The organism is Streptococcus mitis, from assembly GCF_047463435.1.
In the GTDB taxonomy this organism is placed as follows: domain Bacteria; phylum Bacillota; class Bacilli; order Lactobacillales; family Streptococcaceae; genus Streptococcus; species Streptococcus mitis_DS.
In genome coordinates this window covers 113,429-131,765 of record NZ_JASHDW010000006.1, presented here as the reverse complement: position 1 = coordinate 131,765, position 18,337 = coordinate 113,429, and the positions used below count along the sequence as shown (strand labels likewise).

The 18,337-nt window shown below is 37.2% G+C and carries 19 protein-coding genes; 14 read left to right on the top strand and 5 right to left on the bottom strand.

Annotation, left to right across the window (positions count from 1 at the left end; translation table 11 throughout):
* Positions 1-150: 150 nt before the first annotated feature.
* From QM843_RS05395 to QM843_RS05330, 14 genes are all read left to right on the top strand, one after another.
* Positions 151-1,080, top strand: a complete 930-nt coding sequence (locus tag QM843_RS05395; protein ID WP_049515574.1) for an ABC transporter permease — start codon at positions 151-153, stop codon at positions 1,078-1,080.
* A 13-nt stretch (positions 1,081-1,093) separates the two neighbouring features.
* The gene (locus tag QM843_RS05390) at positions 1,094-2,017 is read left to right on the top strand and encodes a carbohydrate ABC transporter permease (RefSeq protein WP_000818353.1); all 924 of its coding nucleotides are present in this window, start codon (positions 1,094-1,096) and stop codon (positions 2,015-2,017) included.
* Positions 2,018-2,120: 103 nt separating this feature from the next.
* Positions 2,121-3,605 (top strand): ABC transporter substrate-binding protein, encoded by a 1,485-nt coding sequence (locus QM843_RS05385; protein WP_000800391.1) that lies wholly within the window; start codon positions 2,121-2,123, stop codon positions 3,603-3,605.
* 232 nt (positions 3,606-3,837) lie between these two features.
* Positions 3,838-4,527 carry a CPBP family intramembrane glutamic endopeptidase gene (locus QM843_RS05380; RefSeq protein WP_049501941.1) on the top strand — a complete coding sequence of 230 codons (690 nt, stop codon included), beginning with the start codon at positions 3,838-3,840 and terminating at the stop codon, positions 4,525-4,527.
* 68 nt (positions 4,528-4,595) lie between these two features.
* The gene (locus QM843_RS05375) at positions 4,596-4,892 is read left to right on the top strand and encodes a bacteriocin immunity family protein (RefSeq protein WP_020902123.1); all 297 of its coding nucleotides are present in this window, start codon (positions 4,596-4,598) and stop codon (positions 4,890-4,892) included.
* Between the two features lie 131 nt (positions 4,893-5,023).
* A complete protein-coding gene (gene trhO, locus QM843_RS05370) occupies positions 5,024-6,010 on the top strand; it encodes an oxygen-dependent tRNA uridine(34) hydroxylase TrhO (protein ID WP_001030022.1) in 987 nt (328 codons plus the stop codon).
* 122 nt (positions 6,011-6,132) lie between these two features.
* Positions 6,133-6,993, top strand: coding sequence for a DUF4299 family protein (locus QM843_RS05365; RefSeq protein ID WP_314499229.1), 861 nt, complete (start codon positions 6,133-6,135; stop codon positions 6,991-6,993).
* Between the two features lie 157 nt (positions 6,994-7,150).
* The gene (locus tag QM843_RS05360) at positions 7,151-8,074 is read left to right on the top strand and encodes a helix-turn-helix domain-containing protein (protein ID WP_020902121.1); all 924 of its coding nucleotides are present in this window, start codon (positions 7,151-7,153) and stop codon (positions 8,072-8,074) included.
* A gap of 142 nt (positions 8,075-8,216) precedes the next feature.
* Positions 8,217-8,438, top strand: coding sequence for a hypothetical protein (locus tag QM843_RS05355; protein WP_000389381.1), 222 nt, complete (start codon positions 8,217-8,219; stop codon positions 8,436-8,438).
* Positions 8,438-9,028, top strand: coding sequence for a TlpA family protein disulfide reductase (locus QM843_RS05350; RefSeq protein ID WP_247949421.1), 591 nt, complete (start codon positions 8,438-8,440; stop codon positions 9,026-9,028). Before QM843_RS05355 ends, QM843_RS05350 begins: the two co-directional genes overlap by 1 nt.
* 472 nt (positions 9,029-9,500) lie before the next feature.
* The gene (locus QM843_RS05345) at positions 9,501-10,364 is read left to right on the top strand and encodes an ATP-binding cassette domain-containing protein (protein ID WP_020902118.1); all 864 of its coding nucleotides are present in this window, start codon (positions 9,501-9,503) and stop codon (positions 10,362-10,364) included.
* A 23-nt stretch (positions 10,365-10,387) separates the two neighbouring features.
* Entirely contained in the window at positions 10,388-11,080 is a 693-nt protein-coding gene (locus QM843_RS05340) for a hypothetical protein (RefSeq protein WP_020902117.1), read from the top strand.
* 8 nt (positions 11,081-11,088) lie between these two features.
* Positions 11,089-11,670, top strand: a complete 582-nt coding sequence (locus QM843_RS05335; RefSeq protein WP_020902116.1) for a hypothetical protein — start codon at positions 11,089-11,091, stop codon at positions 11,668-11,670.
* Complete coding sequence (locus QM843_RS05330; protein ID WP_084887745.1) at positions 11,663-13,693, top strand: ATP-binding cassette domain-containing protein; 2,031 nt, start codon at positions 11,663-11,665, stop codon at positions 13,691-13,693. The genes QM843_RS05335 and QM843_RS05330 overlap by 8 nt, the downstream gene beginning before the upstream one ends.
* A gap of 236 nt (positions 13,694-13,929) precedes the next feature.
* On the opposite strand, the gene QM843_RS05325 is transcribed toward QM843_RS05330, so the two are convergent.
* From QM843_RS05325 to QM843_RS05305, 5 genes are all read right to left on the bottom strand, one after another.
* Positions 13,930-14,994 carry a DUF6574 domain-containing protein gene (locus QM843_RS05325; protein ID WP_414304359.1) on the bottom strand — a complete coding sequence of 355 codons (1,065 nt, stop codon included), beginning with the start codon at positions 14,992-14,994 and terminating at the stop codon, positions 13,930-13,932.
* Between the two features lie 62 nt (positions 14,995-15,056).
* Complete coding sequence (locus tag QM843_RS05320) at positions 15,057-16,007, bottom strand: DUF4097 family beta strand repeat-containing protein (RefSeq protein WP_414304360.1); 951 nt, start codon at positions 16,005-16,007, stop codon at positions 15,057-15,059.
* Positions 16,000-16,593 (bottom strand): DUF1700 domain-containing protein, encoded by a 594-nt coding sequence (locus tag QM843_RS05315; RefSeq protein ID WP_024057314.1) that lies wholly within the window; start codon positions 16,591-16,593, stop codon positions 16,000-16,002. Before QM843_RS05315 ends, QM843_RS05320 begins: the two co-directional genes overlap by 8 nt.
* Positions 16,580-16,906, bottom strand: a complete 327-nt coding sequence (locus QM843_RS05310; RefSeq protein WP_000273858.1) for a PadR family transcriptional regulator — start codon at positions 16,904-16,906, stop codon at positions 16,580-16,582. The genes QM843_RS05315 and QM843_RS05310 overlap by 14 nt, the downstream gene beginning before the upstream one ends.
* A 138-nt stretch (positions 16,907-17,044) precedes the next feature.
* The gene (locus QM843_RS05305) at positions 17,045-18,211 is read right to left on the bottom strand and encodes a CynX/NimT family MFS transporter (protein WP_049502587.1); all 1,167 of its coding nucleotides are present in this window, start codon (positions 18,209-18,211) and stop codon (positions 17,045-17,047) included.
* Positions 18,212-18,337: the final 126 nt, after the last annotated feature.

The window sequence follows — 18,337 nt, the reverse complement described above, 5'->3', positions numbered from 1 at the left end:
AGTACTCCACATAAAATAATTTGTGGAGTTTTTTCTATAATTAGTAGTTTAACCTAACCTTCAAATAGGAGTATACTAATAATGTAATCGTTATCAAAAGTCTAAAAAGGAATTTTTAGATGGATATCAAAATAAAAAAGGGAGGAAATTATGAATAAGTTTTCAAAAACCTTGAGAGACAACTGGATCTTTCTCTTAATGGTTTTGCCAGGGGCACTCTGGTTGACTCTATTCTTCTACATTCCAGTATTTGGGAACGTGGTTGCCTTTAAAGACTACCACATGACCAGTAATGGATTTATAGATAGTATCGTGAATAGTAAATGGGTCGGACTCGATAATTTCAGATTCTTGTTTAGTTCAAAAGATGCCTTTATTATCACACGAAATACTGTCCTCTACAATCTCGGCTTTATCTTTATCGGTTTGATTGTATCTGTAGGGATTGCTATCATCCTCAGTGAACTCCGTTCTAAGAGAATGGTTAAGATTTTCCAAACTTCTATGTTGTTCCCTTACTTCTTGTCTTGGGTTATCATCAGTTTCTTTACAGATGCCTTCCTAAACATTGATAAAGGGGTATTCAACCATTTCCTAGAATCTATCGGAATGAAGGAAGTCAATTTCTACGCTGACTTGGGCATCTGGCCATATCTCCTACTTTTCCTAGGTATTTGGAAAGGTTTTGGATATAGCAGTGTCATGTACTATGCGACAATCATGGGAATTGATCCAACCTACTACGAAGCAGCGACAGTGGACGGAGCCAGCAAATGGCAACGAATTCGCAATGTAACCATTCCGCAGTTGACACCATTGGTAACTGTATTGACCATCCTTGCAGTCGGAAATATCTTTCGTGCAGACTTCGGTCTTTTCTACCAAATCCCCCACAATGCTGGTCAGCTTTATAACGTAACCAACGTCTTGGACGTATATGTTTATAATGGTTTGACTCAGACAGCAGATATCGGGATGGCTTCAGCGGCAGGTCTCTATCAATCAGTAGTCGGTTTGATTCTGGTTATCCTATCAAACTTACTGGCAAGACGAGTTGATCCAAACTCAGCCTTGTTCTAGAAAGGAGGAGAATATGGCAGAAAAGAAAATTAAAAAAGAAAAAATTGATAATGTCGGCATTCACTCCTTCAGTAAGAAAGCAGATATCTTCTTTAGTACCATTTCTGGTTTGGTTGCCCTCTCTTGTATCCTACCCTTTGTATTCGTTATCGTTATTTCGGTGACAGATGAAAAGAGTATCCTCCAAAATGGATATAGCTTCTTCCCATCTCAATTTGGCTTAGACGGTTTTGAGTTTTTGGCACAGTTTAAGGATAAAATCCTCCAAGCCCTCTTCATCTCAGTCTTTGTAACAGTGGTGGGGACTATCACAAACGTTTTTATCACAACAACTTATGCCTACGCTATTTCACGGACAACCTTTAAGTATCGCAGATTCTTTACGATTTTTGCCCTTCTTAGTATGTTGTTCAACGCTGGTTTGGTACCGGGCTATATCGTGGTAACTCGTTTACTTCAACTTGGTGATACAGTTTGGGCTTTGATTGTTCCAATGCTTCTCTCACCATTTAACATCATCTTGATGCGTTCCTTCTTCAAGAAGACCATTCCAGAAGCTATTCTAGAATCCGCTCGTATTGATGGTGCTAGTGAGGCCCGGATCTTCTTCCAAATCTGTTTGCCATTGTCACTACCAGGTATTGCAACCATCACGCTCTTGACAGCTCTTGGTTTCTGGAATGACTGGTTCAATGCCCTTCTTTACATCAAGAGTGACAACTTGTATCCATTGCAATATTTGCTCATGCAAATCCAACAAAATATGGATTACATCGCCAAAGCAGTCGGCCTATCTGGTCAACTGGGAGTTGCTCTTCCAAAAGAAACAGGTCGTATGGCCATGGTTGTGGTCGCAACCCTTCCAATCGCGATTTTGTATCCATTCTTCCAACGCTACTTTGTAAAAGGTTTGACTATCGGTGGTGTGAAAGAATAGTACTTGTCGAGAAAAATCATTTCTCATTTCCAAACTTCCCTTGCGTGAAGTTAAGATCATTATATTGTTTATAAGTTTAAAAATAAAAAAAGGAGTTTTTGTCATGAAAAACTGGAAAAAATATGCTTTTGCATCTGCTAGCGTAGTCGCTTTGGCTGCTGGTCTCGCTGCTTGTGGAAACCTTTCAGGTAACAGTAAAAAAGCTGCTGACTCAGCTTCAGGTGAAAAAACTGTTATCAAAATGTACCAAATCGGTGACAAACCAGATAACTTAGATGAATTGCTAGAAAATGCTAACAAAATCATCGGTGAAAAAGTTGGTGCTAAATTGGATATCCAATATCTTGGATGGGGTGACTATGATAAGAAAATGTCAGTTATCACATCATCTGGTGAAAACTACGATATCGCCTTTGCATCTAACTATGTTGTAAATGCTCAAAAAGGTGCCTATGCTGACTTGACTGACTTGTATAAGAAAGAAGGGGCAGAGCTTTATAAAGCACTTGACCCAGCTTACATCAAAGGTAACAGCATTAACGGTAAAATTTACGCAGTTCCAGTTGCAGCCAACGTTGCATCATCTCAAAACTTCGCTTTCAACGGAACTCTTCTTGCTAAATACGGTATCGATATTTCAGGTGTCACTTCATATGAAACACTTGAACCAGTCTTGAAACAAATCAAAGAAAAAGCTCCAGATGTAGTGCCATTTGCGGTTACTAAGAACTTCATCCCATCTGATAACTTTGACTACCCAGTTCCAAACGGACTTCCATTCGTTATCGACCTTGAAGGGGACACTACTAAGATCGTAAACCGTTACGAAGTGCCTCGCTTTAAAGAACACTTGAAGACTCTTCACAAATTCTATGAAGCTGGATACATTCCAAAAGACGTAGCAACAAGCGATACTTCATTTGACCTTCAACAAGATACTTGGTTCGTTCGTGAAGAAACAGTAGGACCAGCTGACTACGGTAACAGCTTGCTTTCACGTGTTGCGAACAAAGATATCCAAATCAAACCAATCACTAACTTCATCAAGAAAAACCAAACAACACAAGTTGCTAACTTTGTTATCTCAAACAACTCTAAGAACAAAGAAAAATCAATGGAAGTGTTGAACCTCTTGAACACTAACCCAGAACTCTTGAATGGTCTTGTTTATGGTCCAGAAGGCAAGAACTGGGAAAAAATTCCAGGTAAAGAAAACCGTGTTAAAGTCCTTGATGGCTACAAAGGAAACACTCACATGGGTGGATGGAACACTGGTAACAACTGGATCCTTTACATCAACGAAAACGTTACAGACCAACAAATCGAAGATTCTAAGAAACAGTTGGCTGAAGCTAAAGAATCTCCAGCACTTGGATTCATCTTTAACACTGACAATGTGAAATCTGAAATCTCAGCAATCTCTAACACAATGCAACAATTCGATACAGCTATCAACACTGGTACTGTAGACCCAGACAAAGCTATTCCAGAATTGATGGAAAAATTGAAATCTGAAGGTGCTTACGATAAAGTATTGAACGAAATGCAAAAACAATACGATGAATTCTTGAAAAACAAAAAATCATAAGATCAATTGATTTCGTGTATTCATTCCTAATTCCTAAAAATTGAATCACTGTTTTCCTCAGGCCTATCTGGGGGAGGCAGTGATTTTTTGAAACGAGAGCATAGATATCTATGTTATTTTATCACTATTTAACCATTCAGGAAATCTTAAGCACCATTTAGGATTTGGGGTAAGGATTTAGGAAAATATAGCTTATATTAGAGATGTCTCGAGTTTACAAAGGAGGGTTCACATGAAAAAGTATCAACTTCTATTCAAAATAAGTGCAGTCTTCTCTTACTTATTTTTCGTATTTGGTCTTTCTCAGATGACGCTTATTGTTCAAAATTATTGGCAATTTTCTTCCCAGATTGGCAATTTCGTCTGGATTCAAAATCTCTTGAGTTTGCTATTTAGCGGAGTCATGATTTGGATTCTGGTTAAGACAGGCCATGGTTATCTTTTTCGCATTCCGAGAAAAAAATGGCTTTGGTATTCGATTTTGACAGTACTAGTGGTAGTGCTCCAGATCTCTTTTAACGTTCAGACAGCTAAACATGTTCAGTCAACTGCTGAAGGTTGGGCTGTATTGATCGGTTATAGTGGGACCAACTTTGCTGAGCTAGGTATCTATATAACTTTGTTCTTTCTGACTCCACTTATGGAAGAGCTAATCTATAGAGGATTACTGCAACACGCCTTTTTTAAGCATTCGAGATTTGGCCTTGATTTGCTTCTTCCGTCCATTTTATTTGCTCTTCCTCATTTTTCAAGCCTGCCTAGTTTGTTAGATATCTTCGTCTTTACAACATCTGGCATCATCTTTGCTAGTTTGACCCGCTATACCAAGAGCATTTATCCTTCCTATGCGGTGCATGTGATTAATAATATTTTCGCAACATTACCATTTCTGCTGACTTTTTTACAGAGGGTGTTTGGGTAAAATATTGGTACGAGAGTTAGGAATGATAGTTTTTCAATTTATAAACGAATTTCAGGAGGTAAATGAGTATGACACCATTAAAATGGTTTGCTGGAGGAAGTGAAAGACGTTGTGAAGCCATGACTATCATAAATTATCTATTGGAAGATATAAAGGATACGCCTCAACTGACTCCCTTGAAAAATTTGTTAGTGAGTTATAAAAGCCGATTAGAGGACGATGGGACTTCTACTCCATTTATTTTGAGTCAAATGAACGTTGACCTTGCGCGCGTATTGATTGATAACAAGCTAAGTTTGTCAGAAAGTCAAGCTGAGCAGATCAAAAAAATGAGAGAATTATCTGCTATTCGCTATGGTTACTGATGAAGCGCAGGGATAAATCCCTTTCTACAATTTCCAGTCAAATAAATTGCATTCGTTTTCTCAAGCAGGTATACTAGTATAGTTAGATGAAAAATTCTGAAAATTTAAGAATAGAAAAGAGAACAAATCTTATGGCAAAAGATATTCGTGTCTTACTTTACTACCTTTACACTCCAATTGAAAATGCAGAGCAATTTGCTGCAGACCACTTGGCTTTCTGTAAATCAATCGGCCTTAAAGGCCGTATCCTAGTCGCTGACGAGGGGATTAACGGAACAGTTTCAGGTGACTACGAAACAACTCAAAAATACATGGACTACGTTCACAGCCTCCCAGGCATGGAAGACCTCTGGTTTAAGATTGACGAAGAAAGTGAACAAGCCTTCAAGAAGATGTTCGTTCGCTACAAAAAAGAAATTGTCCACCTTGGTTTGGAAGACAACGACTTTGACAACGACATCAACCCACTTGAAACAACAGGTGCCTACTTGTCTCCAAAAGAGTTCAAAGAAGCCCTTCTTGACGAAGATACCGTTGTCCTTGACACACGTAACGATTATGAGTACGACCTAGGACATTTCCGTGGGGCTATCCGTCCAGATATCCGCAACTTCCGTGAGTTGCCACAATGGGTCCGTGATAACAAAGAAAAATTCATGGACAAGCGTGTCGTAGTTTACTGTACAGGTGGAGTTCGCTGTGAGAAATTTTCAGGTTGGATGGTCCGTGAAGGCTACAAAGATGTTGGTCAATTGCACGGAGGAATTGCAACTTATGGTAAAGACCCAGAAGTCCAAGGTGAACTTTGGGATGGGAAAATGTACGTCTTTGACGAGCGTATTGCCGTAGATGTTAACCATGTCAACCCAACCATCGTAGGGAAAGACTGGTTTGATGGAACACCATGTGAACGTTATGTCAACTGTGGAAATCCATTCTGTAATCGTCGTATCTTGACATCAGAAGAAAATGAAGACAAGTACCTTCGTGGATGCTCACACGAGTGTCGTGTTCACCCACGTAACCGCTATGTTTCAGAAAATGAATTGACACAAGCAGAAGTGATCGAGCGCCTAGCCGCTATCGGTGAAAGCTTGGATCAAGCAGCTACAGTATAAGATCAAACAGTCCTCAGGGGCTGTTTTTCTATGCTTTTTACTCAAAAATCTAAAGTTTGTTTCTGTATCTTTCAGGAAAATAGGGTATACTATATGTAAACGATTTCAAAAGGAGTCCAGTTATGGCGAAAACATTTTTTATTCCAAATAAACAGAGCATTTTAGGAGAACAGGAAATTTTGACTGCCAAGTCCATCTTGGCTTTGGTAGATGGTTTGGAGTCACATAGTTATGATGCAGTTTATCTCCGTCAGCCACTTAATCGTCTCGAGTATATCGAGTGTGCGATAGTGGGGCAATCACAATTTCTCTTTAAAATTAGTTATGCTGATGGTCAAAAGGCTTATCGTGTCGATCTTCCTGACCTACTCACAAAGACAGACTGGCAGATTATCAAATCATTTTTAGATGCCCTGCTTGCTTACACAGGAACTGAGATTGAGGGGCTAGATGGTTTCGACTTTGAAGCTTATTTCCAAGCAGGTATTCAAGCTTATTTGACAGACACTGCAGCCCGTTTTACGATTTGCCAAGGAATTTTTAATCCTGTTTTCTTTAGTCATGAGGATTTGAAAAGCTTTTTAGAGGAAGATGGTTTGACTCAGTTTGAAGCGCGTGTGCGTGCGGTTCAAGAGACAGATGCTTACTTTGCAAGAGTTTCCTTCTATCAGGATGGAGAAGGCCAAGTGCATGGCGTTTACCATCTGGCGCAAGGAGTCAAGACAGTTTTACCGAGAGAACCATTTGTGCCTGCAGCCTATATTGAACAATTGGTGGATAAGGAAGTCCAATGGGAAATTGACTTGGTTCAAATCACAGGAGACGGCTCTAAACCAGAAGACTATGAAGCCATTGCCCGCTTGAACTATGCAAAATTCCTAGAGTCACTACCATCAGCATCTTACCACCAACTAGACGCTAATCAATTAGAAATCCAACCCATCTTAGACAAAGATTTTAAAACATTAGCACAAGAAGAGTAAAGCAGAAGCAGGTCAATTGCTATTTAGCGTGCGAAATATGGTTTAGTCTTGTTAAGTTTTGTAATATAAAATTTTAAGAATTGCTTAGTTCAATAAAAAACAGCATAATATAAAAAATATAATATTATTCGGTAACTAATTATCAGGAGATTTTAAGATGGATATCAAGAAGGAAGTAGGTAAAAGAATCCGAATGTTGCGAGAGATGAAACATATCACTCGTGAAACTCTTTGTGATGATGAAACTGAGATAACGGTGCGCCAATTAGCACGGATTGAATCAGGCCAGTCTTCCCCGAGTTTATCCAAGGTAGAGTATATAGCTTACAAACTAGGCTGTTCAATTTCACATATAGTAGATATGGATCATATGATTTTACCCTCCGAGTACTTGATATTAAAGGATAAACTCATTAAGTTTCAAACTTATGGAGATGATGATAGAATCCAAGTTAAGGAAGAGTTGTTTGAAAGAGTTTACGAACACTATTATGACAGTCTACCTGAGGATGAGCAGATTGCAGTTAGTGCCTTACAAGCTAGTTTTGATGTCTTTGTAAGTGAAGATGCAGGTTTTGGCGATGCTTTGCTGGATGAATATTTTGAACAAGTAAAGATAAGGAAAAACTATTCGGTGAATGATTTGCTTCTGATAAAATTGTACTTTGTTTCGTGTTTAGCAAGACCGATTGGGTATCATCATGAACTGTTTTGGATGCTTTCTAAAAAACTTATAAGAGAAACAAATTCATCCGATTTAGAGACAGCTTATATGTTAAAGAGAACAGTGCTTGATTCTTTAGCTGTTCAATGGATGGAAAAATCTTACTCCACTTTTGAGCCTTATGTTAAGGCGATGAACAGGCTGATGATTTTATCGCAGGATTTTCAAAACAAGCCAATTGTTGATATGCTTGAAGCTATGTGTACCTTATTTCATAAACGGGATAAGGAAAAAGCCATCCGCTTATACGATAGAGCTATTATTTGTGCTCAAGCATTTGGAGACCAAGTATTAGAAGCGCGTATATTGGGAGAAAAAGAAAAAGATTTAAAAACTTTTGAGGAAATGGAGAGCTAACATGACATTTTTGTCATGTTTTTTTATTTTTGAAAGCGCTATACTATGATCATAAAGAACAAGAGATAAGGAGGAAAGAAGCATGTTTGGATTTGAAGTATTCTTAAGTCTTAGTTTTTGGTTTTCTGGATAGGAGATAGAAATGGAAGATTTTAGTATCTCGCTAGAGACGTTTACACAAACTCGCCACAGTTTGCTGTTTCGAAATAACACGACGGAGCAAAAGTTGGTACAAATAGAGTTGAATAAGGAACCATTCCGTTTAGCTATTTTAGATGCAGGCGAAGAGCGAGTTTTAATCTTACCAGAAGAATTATCTATTATCGAAAGTTTTAGAATTTCAGAAGTGGAGGACAATCCATGATGTCAAAAAAACATGTTGTAGAGACAATGGTTCTTCTTGTGATAGCATCTTTATTTTTAGCAGGATTTTACTATCAAAACCAGGAATCTCATCATCAAGAAGAAACAGCGCAAGAGCTCCTCTTAAAAAAAGAGGAGGAAATAAACCAATATATTTCAAAAACTAAAAATACAACATTCAAGAATGCATTGTTAACCTCTAATGAGGGAGCACAGGTTCAACTATCAGATTATAAGTTTAGACCAAAGGTTGTGGTATTCTGGGCTAGTTGGTGTCCTGATTGCCAAAAAGAGCTCCCAATCATTCAGCGCCTTTATGATAAATACCAAGATAAAGTTGATTTCTTTATGGTGGATATAGTTGATGGGGAACGTGAAACACTTGAAACCTCTCATCAATTTTTAAGGAATCAGGGTTTTACCTTTCCAGTTTATATAGATCAAGATTTACAAGCTTTTAAGTTTTTTGATGTAAAAGCTATTCCAACAATATTTATAGTGGATAAAGATGGGATAGTGAAACAAATTTATGTAGAACAAGGAAGCGAAGAAATCTTGTCTAAAGATTTAAAACAGTTAATAAATGACTGAAATGAGAATCTCATTTGGTTATTATAAAAAATTTTTTAAAAGGAGGGTTTTCTGATGAGAAAACTAACTGGACGTGTCAAAAGACACATTGTAGCAGGTCGCTTTTGTATTATAGGTCTTCGATATGGAGTAGGCATATTTTGTTGGGATTAAATAGGAGGATGAAGTAGTGAAAAAACTAAGTAACAAAAATAAACAGCACATTGTAGCAGGTCGCTTTTGTATTATAGGTCTTCGATATGGAGTAGGTATATTTTGTTGGGATTAAAAGGAGGGTTAAGTAATGAAAAAACTAAGTAATAAACATAAAAAACACATTGTGGCAGGTCAATTTTGTGCTGTTTCACCACTCGGTATTTATGGAATGCTCACAGGTATTGGGTTCTTCTGCTGGAGTTAACGTAATCTAAAAATCTCTGGCAGGGTTCATTCCTTGTCAGAGACTTTTTAATATAATGAACGGAGAGAAACTATGAATCGTGTGATTTTAAGTCTTAAAAATATTGATAAAACATATGGGAAAGAACAGGTTTTACATAATATTTCCTTTGATATTGAGCAAGGGGAAATATGTGGTCTTATCGGTGAAAATGGTGCAGGAAAGACAACCTTAATGAGAATTCTTCTAGGACTAATTCAAGCTGATAAGGGAGAAATTGAGAGTGTTTCGCAGCATAAGATTGGTAGTATTATCGAATCACCTGCCCTCTATCCAAACTTGACTGGACGTCAACACCTGCAATATTATAAAACAAGATTTGGTTTAAAGACAGATATCACAAAAATGTTGGAATTGGTTCACTTGCCGGAACCGTCATGGGATCGAAAAGTAAAAAACTATTCCCTTGGAATGAAGCAAAGACTATCGATAGCAATTGCGCTTTTGGATAATCCAGAGCTTATTATCTTAGATGAACCAGTGAATGGTTTAGATCCTCAAGGGATTTCAGATTTAAGAAAAATGATTTTGAATTTACGGGATCAGTTAGGAGTTACTTTTTTAATCTCGAGCCATATTCTGTCAGAATTGGAATTTATAACAGATAAGTATATCATCATGAAAAAAGGAAAGATTCTAAATGTGATGAGTTCAAAAGAGCTAGCAAATGATTTGTCAGAAAAGCTCTTCCTTAAGACGAGTAATAATCAGATTCTAAAAACGTTTTTAAAAGAAGAGGGCATTGTTCATTTTGAGCAGGATGACTATCTGGTTGTGCCAGAAAAGGAAAAATTAATGGCTATCTTGGAATATAGTGTCGTGTCAAATCTAGTGATACAGGATATTTATATTAAGAAAGAACGCTTTGAGGACTACTATTTGCATAATATTATCTGATGATTTAAGAAAGGAGGAGAGTCATGAATTCTCTTAAAGCAGATATGTATAAATTTTACTGGGAAAAAAGAGGAGTACTTCCTAGTTTGTTGATAGGATTATTGATTTTGTTATTCTCCTTATTTTTTAAGTCATCGAATGAAGATGAACCAGCATTTCGAGTATTGATTTCAAATGTGAGTGGTTTTATTCCTTTGCTTTTTATCTCTACTAATTTATTTTTCTGGGGGGAAGATTATAGTTTCCGTACGATTAACATTCTCCTCACAAAAGAAAAACAACGTTGGAAGTTATTTTTATATAAAACTTTGGGAGCCTTTTGTTTGTCTTTCCTATATGTAACTATTTTTTATAGTTTAACAGCCCTCGTCTATTTGGAGGGAGACTTGGTGTTGATTGTTTCGACATTTTTACATCAACTACCATACTATTTGGTTATTATCAGTATCTCATTATTAATTTTTCAAATATTTGATAAGGTTTATGAATCATGTATGATTTATATACTCTATATTTTACTGTTTGATAACCTATTGGTTTATGTCCTTCCAAACTCTGGTGAGAGTGTGAGAGACTATTTATTAATGACTTTAAATTTGAAAACTTCCCCTGGAGTAAGTCAATTTACCCTTACGAATGTAGGCTATCCTATATTGGTAAGTATAGCAGTGATTGTACTTGCGTTTGTTGTATTCAGTAAAAAAGAATTTAAGTAGGAGTACTAATGATGAAAAAAATAGGAATTGTAATTGGGCTGTTGTTACTGTTTGTAGTGGCTGGAATTTTATTAACCTTAAAACGAGGAGAGACGACAATCAGTGTAAAACAATCGTGGGCTCTTTCTTCTAAAAGTATTAAAACGTTAGAGTTTTATGGTTCAAAGCAAGCAATTGATGTTAAAGTTGTCAAGAGTGAATCAGATGAAACAAGTGTTCAAATAGAAGGAAAAGTTTCCGAAGAATCAGTGAATAACATAACTAAAAACGTTAAAATGAGTTCAGATAGTCTATATATTCCATTTTCACAACATGGCTTTAATTTGGCTTTGAGTTCACAAGGGAAAGACAAGTTATATGTAACCATTTCCTTAGGGAAAAATGCAACTTTCGAAAAAATTTTTGTAGATACTCTTGTTGGCGATGTATCTATTACAGTTCCTAAAGATTTTGATGGAATCTATACTTTGCATACAAATAATACAGGAGAAGTTTTAAAGGTTCCTACGACAAATCAAACTTCGAATAGCGTCATTGAAGTTGATGGTTATAGTAAGATAAGTGTTGAAAAAGGAGAAAATAATGGTTAGTCACTATAAACAAGCAACTTTGCTGGATTGTGGAATGGCTTGTGTAAAGACAATCATTTCTTACTATTTCCCAAAATTAGAACATTTAGATAGTCTACAATTTGATAACAATAACCACCAAGGACTGTCTTTGTTTGATATAGAAGATATACTAAAAAGCTATGGTATTGATGCGGATTCTTATCAAATTGAGACTCCTAGTTTGTTAAACAACGTATCATTTCCTTATTTACTAGTAGTAGAAAGAGCTAGCTTGCCTCATTATATCGTCGTGTTGGATGGAGACAGTAGTTCATTGATTGTTTCTGATCCTGCAAATGAGGAAATTGAGAAAATTTCAAGATTAGAACTTTTTAGTCAGAGTGTAGGAATTGTTTTAATTCCTCAAAAGAATGAGAATGTTAATTCAGAAGATAGAAAAGATATTGTTACGATAAGCTATGCAGATAAGTTATATCATAGATTTCTAGCTTCACTTGGTTGGAAGAGAAAATTGGCAATCTTTTTCTTGGGATTAGCTAAAATTAGTTTACCTATTGCTATTGCTTTTTTACTACAAATAACAATGTCTGGTCTACTTAACATTCAGTTTAGTATTCAACTATTTACCCTAGCTTCAATAATATTAGCTTCATATTTGTATTGGCAGTTCTCTATATTAGAAACGAGATTAAAAGGAAAGATTGAGAATAATTTTTTAAATGATATTCTGTCCTCTTTTTATAAGAACCAATTAAATGATTTTTCTTTAACTAAAAATTATGAGTATGTGAGTAGTTATTTTTGGAATTTATTGTTATCAGCAACAGGTATTATGCAAAAATTTTACTTAAAGGTACAGCTTTTAGTGTTTTGTTTGCTACTGTTATTGCTATTAAAATTGAATATTATTATTTTCGCAGTTACATGCGTATCTATAGCTATTCTTGGTTTATATGTCAATTTTGAAATACGAAAAGTTGTAAAAAATCAGCGAGAATTTATTGCTAATAGTTCTAACTTTAGTTCTCTGGTAGAAAATACAATTTATGGTTTGCAAGATATTATAAGTTTCCAAAAATCTAGCGACTTCATCAAAGAATTTGATGAAAGACTCAATGAACTATTGGGAACGAAACTAGATAGTACACATATTACCAATAGATTATTAGCTTCTACGCAGATATTTATTGGTTTAACTGGTTCATTTTTGCTTGCTACTGTAAATATTATTAGAGATTACGCACATATATCGGAGTATACAAATAGTATTTTGATTTTATTACTGTTATCCAGCATTTTAAATTCTTTAATTACATCTTGGGTAGCATTGAAAAAAAGTCAATATTCCTTTGAGTTTATTGGACTAGAGGAAGTAGGGATGGAAAGTAATCTTGCTACCATTCCAGTATCTAAAATTGAACAATTGTCATGCCGGAATTTATGTAAAAAATGGGATGAAAGATTGGTGTTTACTAAATTAAATTTTGAGTTCAATAGTGGTGAATTAACCGTTATTACAGGCGGGAATGGAACTGGGAAATCATCTCTTTTGAATATTATTCAGGGATTATCTTCTCCAACAGAGGGTGATATTGTACTGAATGGAATGGAAAGTTTTTCTACTTTAGAGGAGACTAATATTTTAGATTATTTAAGCGTGTATTCATCTGAATTTCATGTATTCCCTGGAAGTGTTTCAAAAAATATTAATTTCACTCTATTTAATAAGGAAAACTATGAATCAAATAATCTTGATAGTCTGAATCTCAATATAGCTCTAAGTCATCAGATTGATGGGAAAGCCACCAATATTTCGCAAGGTCAGAAACAAAAAATTCTACTCATGAGGAGTTTATCGCAAGAAAAGGACATCTATCTATTTGATGAGCCTACAGGAAATTTGGACAGAAACTCAACTGAATTATTTCTAAATGAGGTTGAGAAATTAGTGAACGAGGAAAAGATTGTTATTGTCGTGACTCATGATAAGGATGTTATTGCTAGAGCAGGTAAAGTTATTAATATGGACGAATTTCATTAAAAGTTAATAAATGGAGATTGGTGGTTTCTAATCTTAATTTTACATATAACTAGTTTGCATAATATTTGGAATAACGAACTTCATAGCAACGTTATCATACTACTGAACTCTAGGAATAAAACCCATCCTAGGACAAAGATTTTAAAGCATTAGCACAAGAAGAGTAAATCAGAAGCAGGTCAATCGACTTGCTTTTTGGTATAGAAAAATCCTGCCATGGATGACAGGATTGAATCTTAAAGAAAGGCTAAGATACGAAGATAATCTCCAATCAGTGCCACTTCAGCTACAAAGAAGAGGAGGATAATGACTCCGTTCACAAGGACAGACAAGAATAACTGATAGAAGGAGTCGGTTTCACTTGCTTGACTTGGTCTTGTAATGATATGGAGACTGGCAAGTAGAATGATTCCAATGCTAATCACACACAAGAGGGCTGTAAATCGTAGGCTGTCAAAGAAGGCAAAGAAACTAGCAATAGCAGTGAGGAAGATTGGAATTGCCAAGAGTTGACTATATTGTTGGAGAACCTTTTCTAGCGTCCAGTCTTTTTCTTGGTGGATAAATCGTCTCACAACGAAACTACCCAAGAGGAATGAAAAGAAGAAGAGCGTTGTTGCTACTAGGATAGAGATAATCGAAAAGAGATTTAATGAAGCAAATTGTTCAGGGAAGTGATTATGCATAGTTGCTATATGTCCATAGTAAGCATGTTTGATGTGGTAGATACTAAAGAAAAAGGAAGATGCAGAAAACAGAATGAGCAAAAGAAAGGCTGTGTAACTGTGTGTGCTACTTGTTTCAAGACTGCTTGTAGGAGATTTGATTGCTTCCACTAGCCAAGACCAAAAATCAAGCGCTTGCTCTTTCCATTTATCCGTAGATTTTGGAGCTTGGTCGGGGATATAGGGACTTTCTAAGGATTGACTGAGAAGAAGGGGCTCTTTCGTGGTTGGTTTTTGCTGAGGAAGTGCTTCTTGGTTCTCTTCAGCTTTAGTGACTTTTTCTGTTTCTTTAGAAAAATCTTGCTCTTCTTCAGTAGAATCTAATGCTTTCTTTTCTTCTATTTCTGTTCTCGCTTCACTGTCTTCAGGCGTTTCAATTTTCTCTTCTTGCTGGCTTTCCAGTTCGACTTCAGCTTGAGAGACTTCCTCCTCTACTTGAGTATTTTTTTCAATTGGTGTATCGAGATCGGCTATCGTTTCTTCAGTCTTGTCTGCAACCTCTTGAGCTTGCTCTTCAGGTTTGTTCTTGCTTGTTGTTTTTACAAAATCATTACTTTCAAACCATTCTTGTTTCATGGTAGAACCTCCTTTTTAGTTAGATAAATATGCTTCCATAGTAGCAGATGTAAGCGCTTTTGTCAACGATTTCTAGAAGAAGACTCGTGTTCCTCTGCTTTGAGTAGATAGATATATTGGTCTGCCCTTGCTATGAGTTGATCTTTCACATCAGCTTTTTCTGTTTTATAAGGATTGCTTAAATGTTCATCTCTGTTTTCTTTATTGTTAAATGAACGTCTTCCTTCTCTCACAAAATGAAGAATAGAACCATGTTTTGTTGAAAGATCTAAGTTGATTCTTTGTTTTTCTTCTTCGGAAAGTAGCAGTTGTAGGTCTGTTTTCGCCACCAATTCCACCTTACCGTGTACTTGGATATTTTCAGCGTGGAAGTGATGTTCTGTTGACTCTAGCTGACTATCTGTAAGGTCTGTATCAAAGATATTAATGATATTAGGGGTTGTGAGTCTACTGTTTTTGATACGACTTCCTTCAATTCGGAGGAGATAGCCATTATTGGTATTGAGGGTCGCATTTTCAAGGCTGGCATTGGTGATACTGGTTTGACCGCGATTTGCTGAGATGTTGATTCCTTTTAGAGTTCTCCCTTTTGGCAATTGGAGAATAACTTCTTCAAAACGACGAGAGTAGTTGCTTGCGATATGGAGAATCCCGCCAATTCCAGAAGAGAGAAATGGAGTTTCAGACAGTTTCTTATCAGTGAGGCTCAGCGTTTTATCGTTCTGATTTGTGATAAGATCATGGTGAGCAGAAAGAGATGGATGGTAAGAAATGTGGATTTGATCATCCAAAGAGTCTGTGATGGTGAGCGCGTGTTGGTGGAGCGTAATCTCTAGGTTTTCGACTTCCTTACCAAAGGTCAGCTCTTCCATCCGACTATCATAGACAGGCTCCTTGGACATGGCAAGCAGACTCTTAATCCCGTCAGATTGGATCCCTACAAAGAGCAGGATAAAGCCGATAATGGTAGTCACCACACCAAAAATGGGAAATCCTTTTGTCCATTTACGCATGCTGGTCACCTCTCTTTCCTTTTTTGAGAACAAATTGCACCAGGCGAACAATGAGTAGACCGAAGAAGCGGGCTACATAGGAAATACCTAGTAAGACTAGTGAAGAAGCACCGATAGCCAGTAAACCAGCACCAAAAATTAAGATAAAGGCTGATTTGGCTTGGGCGAGAACAGTGAAACTTTCAACTAAAAATAGGAATCCGCCGATGATACCAAGTATGGAAACCGCAAAGAAAGCTAGAATGACAGTCAAGGCTGCCACAAGGATTGCGAACAGGGACACGAGGATGGCGATTCCCAGAGGAATACCGATGGGTGCTGCAAGGAGAGCTAACAAGGCGATATGCAAAATTTGTCGGTTATTTTTTTGAGCGGGTGCCTCATTAATTTTTTTATCGAGAAGATTGGAGAGGACTTCGTGAGCTGCTTCCTTAGGAGTTCCTAAGCTAGCGATGAGTTCTTCTTCTCCTTCGACTCCAGCATCGTCAAAGAGTTCCCTGAAATAGTCCATGGCTTCAATTTGGTCAGCCTGAGGCAGTTTTTTGAGATAAAGTTCTAGCTGAGTCAGGTATTCAGTTCTTGTCATGGCGGATACTCCCTTCTATGATGCCATTGATGGTGTCTGTATAGAGTGCCCATTCATCTTTTAGGGTCACGAGCTGTTCTATACCACCATTTGTCAAGGAGTAGTATTTGCGCATGCGACCTTGGAACTCTCTAGAATAGGTTGTCAGAAAGCTATTGCCTTCCAATTTTTTTAGGATAGGATAGAGTGTAGATTCTTTGATATTAGCGATCAGCTTAATGGTTTGGCTAATCTCATAACCATAAGAATCATCCTGCTCCAGTACAGCCAAGATGAGAAATTCAATCAAGGCAGAGGATGTTGGAAAGTACATGGGGAACCTCCTTTTCTAATGTGTAAGATTTTTATATATAATTTTTCTACACATACATTATACATCTAAATGAAAGCCCTGTCAAGAGAAATGTGTAAAATTTTTATATATAAAAAACTTCTAGCTAAAACTAGAAGTTTAGAGGATTTTATCAGCTTTGTCCACTGTAAAGAGGGCCACAGTCATCAGGATATCGACGAGTAAGAGGGCAGCTACAGCTGGCACCCAAGAGTGGAAAAGGTCAAAACTGTAACCAAAGAGGGTTGGCCCAAAGGCTGCTAGGATATAGCCTCCTGTTTGAGATAAACCAGACAATTGTGCAGTCTTTTCAGGGGCGCTTGTCTTGAGTGAAAAGTTGACCATGAGATAGGGGAAGAGGGCGCTGGTCGCGGTTCCGATGAGGAGATGGATGGCAAGCCAGTAAAAGAAATTACCGATTGGGAAAAAGAGCATGGAAATACCGACCACACCAGCTAGTGAAACCAGAGTGAGCATGAGCTGACGGTTACGAGTAGATAAACTGGTTGTCAGGCTTGGGATGGTCATTGAAAAAGGAATGCTAATCAGAGAGAAGATAGAGGTCAGCAAGCCAGCTTCGTGACTGGATAGGCCTGCATGGATAGCCATGGTAGGTAGCCAGGTCATAGCGGTGTAAAAGAGTAAGGATTGAAAACCTGCAAAGACAATAACTGCCCAGACCTGTTTATTATGCATGACCTTTGTTTTGCTTTTTTGTTTGGTTTGTGGAGCCAGTCTGTGATTATAGCGGTGATTTGGGAGCCAGACCAAAAAAGTTGCTAGACAGAGCAGGGTGAGGAGGATGATAAGTCCTTTCCAAGAACTGGCTTGTGTAATAGGCACAGCCAGATAGGAGGCCAGAGCCGTTGCAATCCCCATAGAGGTTACATATAAGGTGGTCAGAAAACCAATTTTCTTTGGTTGATTGGCTTGGATAAGACTAGGAAGCAGAACATTGATGACTGCGATACTTGCCCCAACCATCAAGGTTCCTAGATAGAGCAGAGGCAGATTGATTAGTCTAATGAGAGAACCGATGGTCAAGAAGAAAAGGCTGTAGGTGAAGAGATGCTCCAAGCCGATTTTTTGAGCCAGTCGGGTAGAAAATAGCGAGAAGAGAGTAAACATGAGGAGGGGAAGGCTGGTCAAGACACCAAGCGAACTAACTTCTACTCCCAGCCCTTGCGAAATATCTCCCAATATAATGGGTAAAACAGTAAAAGGAGTCCGCAAGGAAACACCAATCAGGATAATACCTGGAACAAAAAAGAGTGATTGCTTTTTCATATAATACCTCTTCTAGCTGATTTTAATAACAGCTTATTTTAAGGTTTTTTCCTTATAATGTCAAGTAAGGTTTTGGGCTTTCAAGATAAAAATGGGAAAGTCTTGAAAATTATGATAAAATAGTGG

Bases quoted from the DNA above. Each gene is read 5' to 3' on its own strand.
- QM843_RS05395 (WP_049515574.1), top strand. From the start codon at position 151: ATGAATAAGTTTTCAAAAACCTTGAGAGACAACTGGATCTTTCTCTTA.
- QM843_RS05390 (WP_000818353.1), top strand. From the start codon at position 1,094: ATGGCAGAAAAGAAAATTAAAAAAGAAAAAATTGATAATGTCGGCATT.
- QM843_RS05385 (WP_000800391.1), top strand. From the start codon at position 2,121: ATGAAAAACTGGAAAAAATATGCTTTTGCATCTGCTAGCGTAGTCGCT.
- QM843_RS05380 (WP_049501941.1), top strand. From the start codon at position 3,838: ATGAAAAAGTATCAACTTCTATTCAAAATAAGTGCAGTCTTCTCTTAC.
- QM843_RS05375 (WP_020902123.1), top strand. From the start codon at position 4,596: ATGACACCATTAAAATGGTTTGCTGGAGGAAGTGAAAGACGTTGTGAA.
- trhO (WP_001030022.1), top strand. From the start codon at position 5,024: ATGGCAAAAGATATTCGTGTCTTACTTTACTACCTTTACACTCCAATT.
- QM843_RS05365 (WP_314499229.1), top strand. From the start codon at position 6,133: ATGGCGAAAACATTTTTTATTCCAAATAAACAGAGCATTTTAGGAGAA.
- QM843_RS05360 (WP_020902121.1), top strand. From the start codon at position 7,151: ATGGATATCAAGAAGGAAGTAGGTAAAAGAATCCGAATGTTGCGAGAG.
- QM843_RS05355 (WP_000389381.1), top strand. From the start codon at position 8,217: ATGGAAGATTTTAGTATCTCGCTAGAGACGTTTACACAAACTCGCCAC.
- QM843_RS05350 (WP_247949421.1), top strand. From the start codon at position 8,438: ATGTCAAAAAAACATGTTGTAGAGACAATGGTTCTTCTTGTGATAGCA.
- QM843_RS05345 (WP_020902118.1), top strand. From the start codon at position 9,501: ATGAATCGTGTGATTTTAAGTCTTAAAAATATTGATAAAACATATGGG.
- QM843_RS05340 (WP_020902117.1), top strand. From the start codon at position 10,388: ATGAATTCTCTTAAAGCAGATATGTATAAATTTTACTGGGAAAAAAGA.
- QM843_RS05335 (WP_020902116.1), top strand. From the start codon at position 11,089: ATGATGAAAAAAATAGGAATTGTAATTGGGCTGTTGTTACTGTTTGTA.
- QM843_RS05330 (WP_084887745.1), top strand. From the start codon at position 11,663: ATGGTTAGTCACTATAAACAAGCAACTTTGCTGGATTGTGGAATGGCT.
- QM843_RS05325 (WP_414304359.1), bottom strand. From the start codon at position 14,994: ATGAAACAAGAATGGTTTGAAAGTAATGATTTTGTAAAAACAACAAGC.
- QM843_RS05320 (WP_414304360.1), bottom strand. From the start codon at position 16,007: ATGCGTAAATGGACAAAAGGATTTCCCATTTTTGGTGTGGTGACTACC.
- QM843_RS05315 (WP_024057314.1), bottom strand. From the start codon at position 16,593: ATGACAAGAACTGAATACCTGACTCAGCTAGAACTTTATCTCAAAAAA.
- QM843_RS05310 (WP_000273858.1), bottom strand. From the start codon at position 16,906: ATGTACTTTCCAACATCCTCTGCCTTGATTGAATTTCTCATCTTGGCT.
- QM843_RS05305 (WP_049502587.1), bottom strand. From the start codon at position 18,211: ATGAAAAAGCAATCACTCTTTTTTGTTCCAGGTATTATCCTGATTGGT.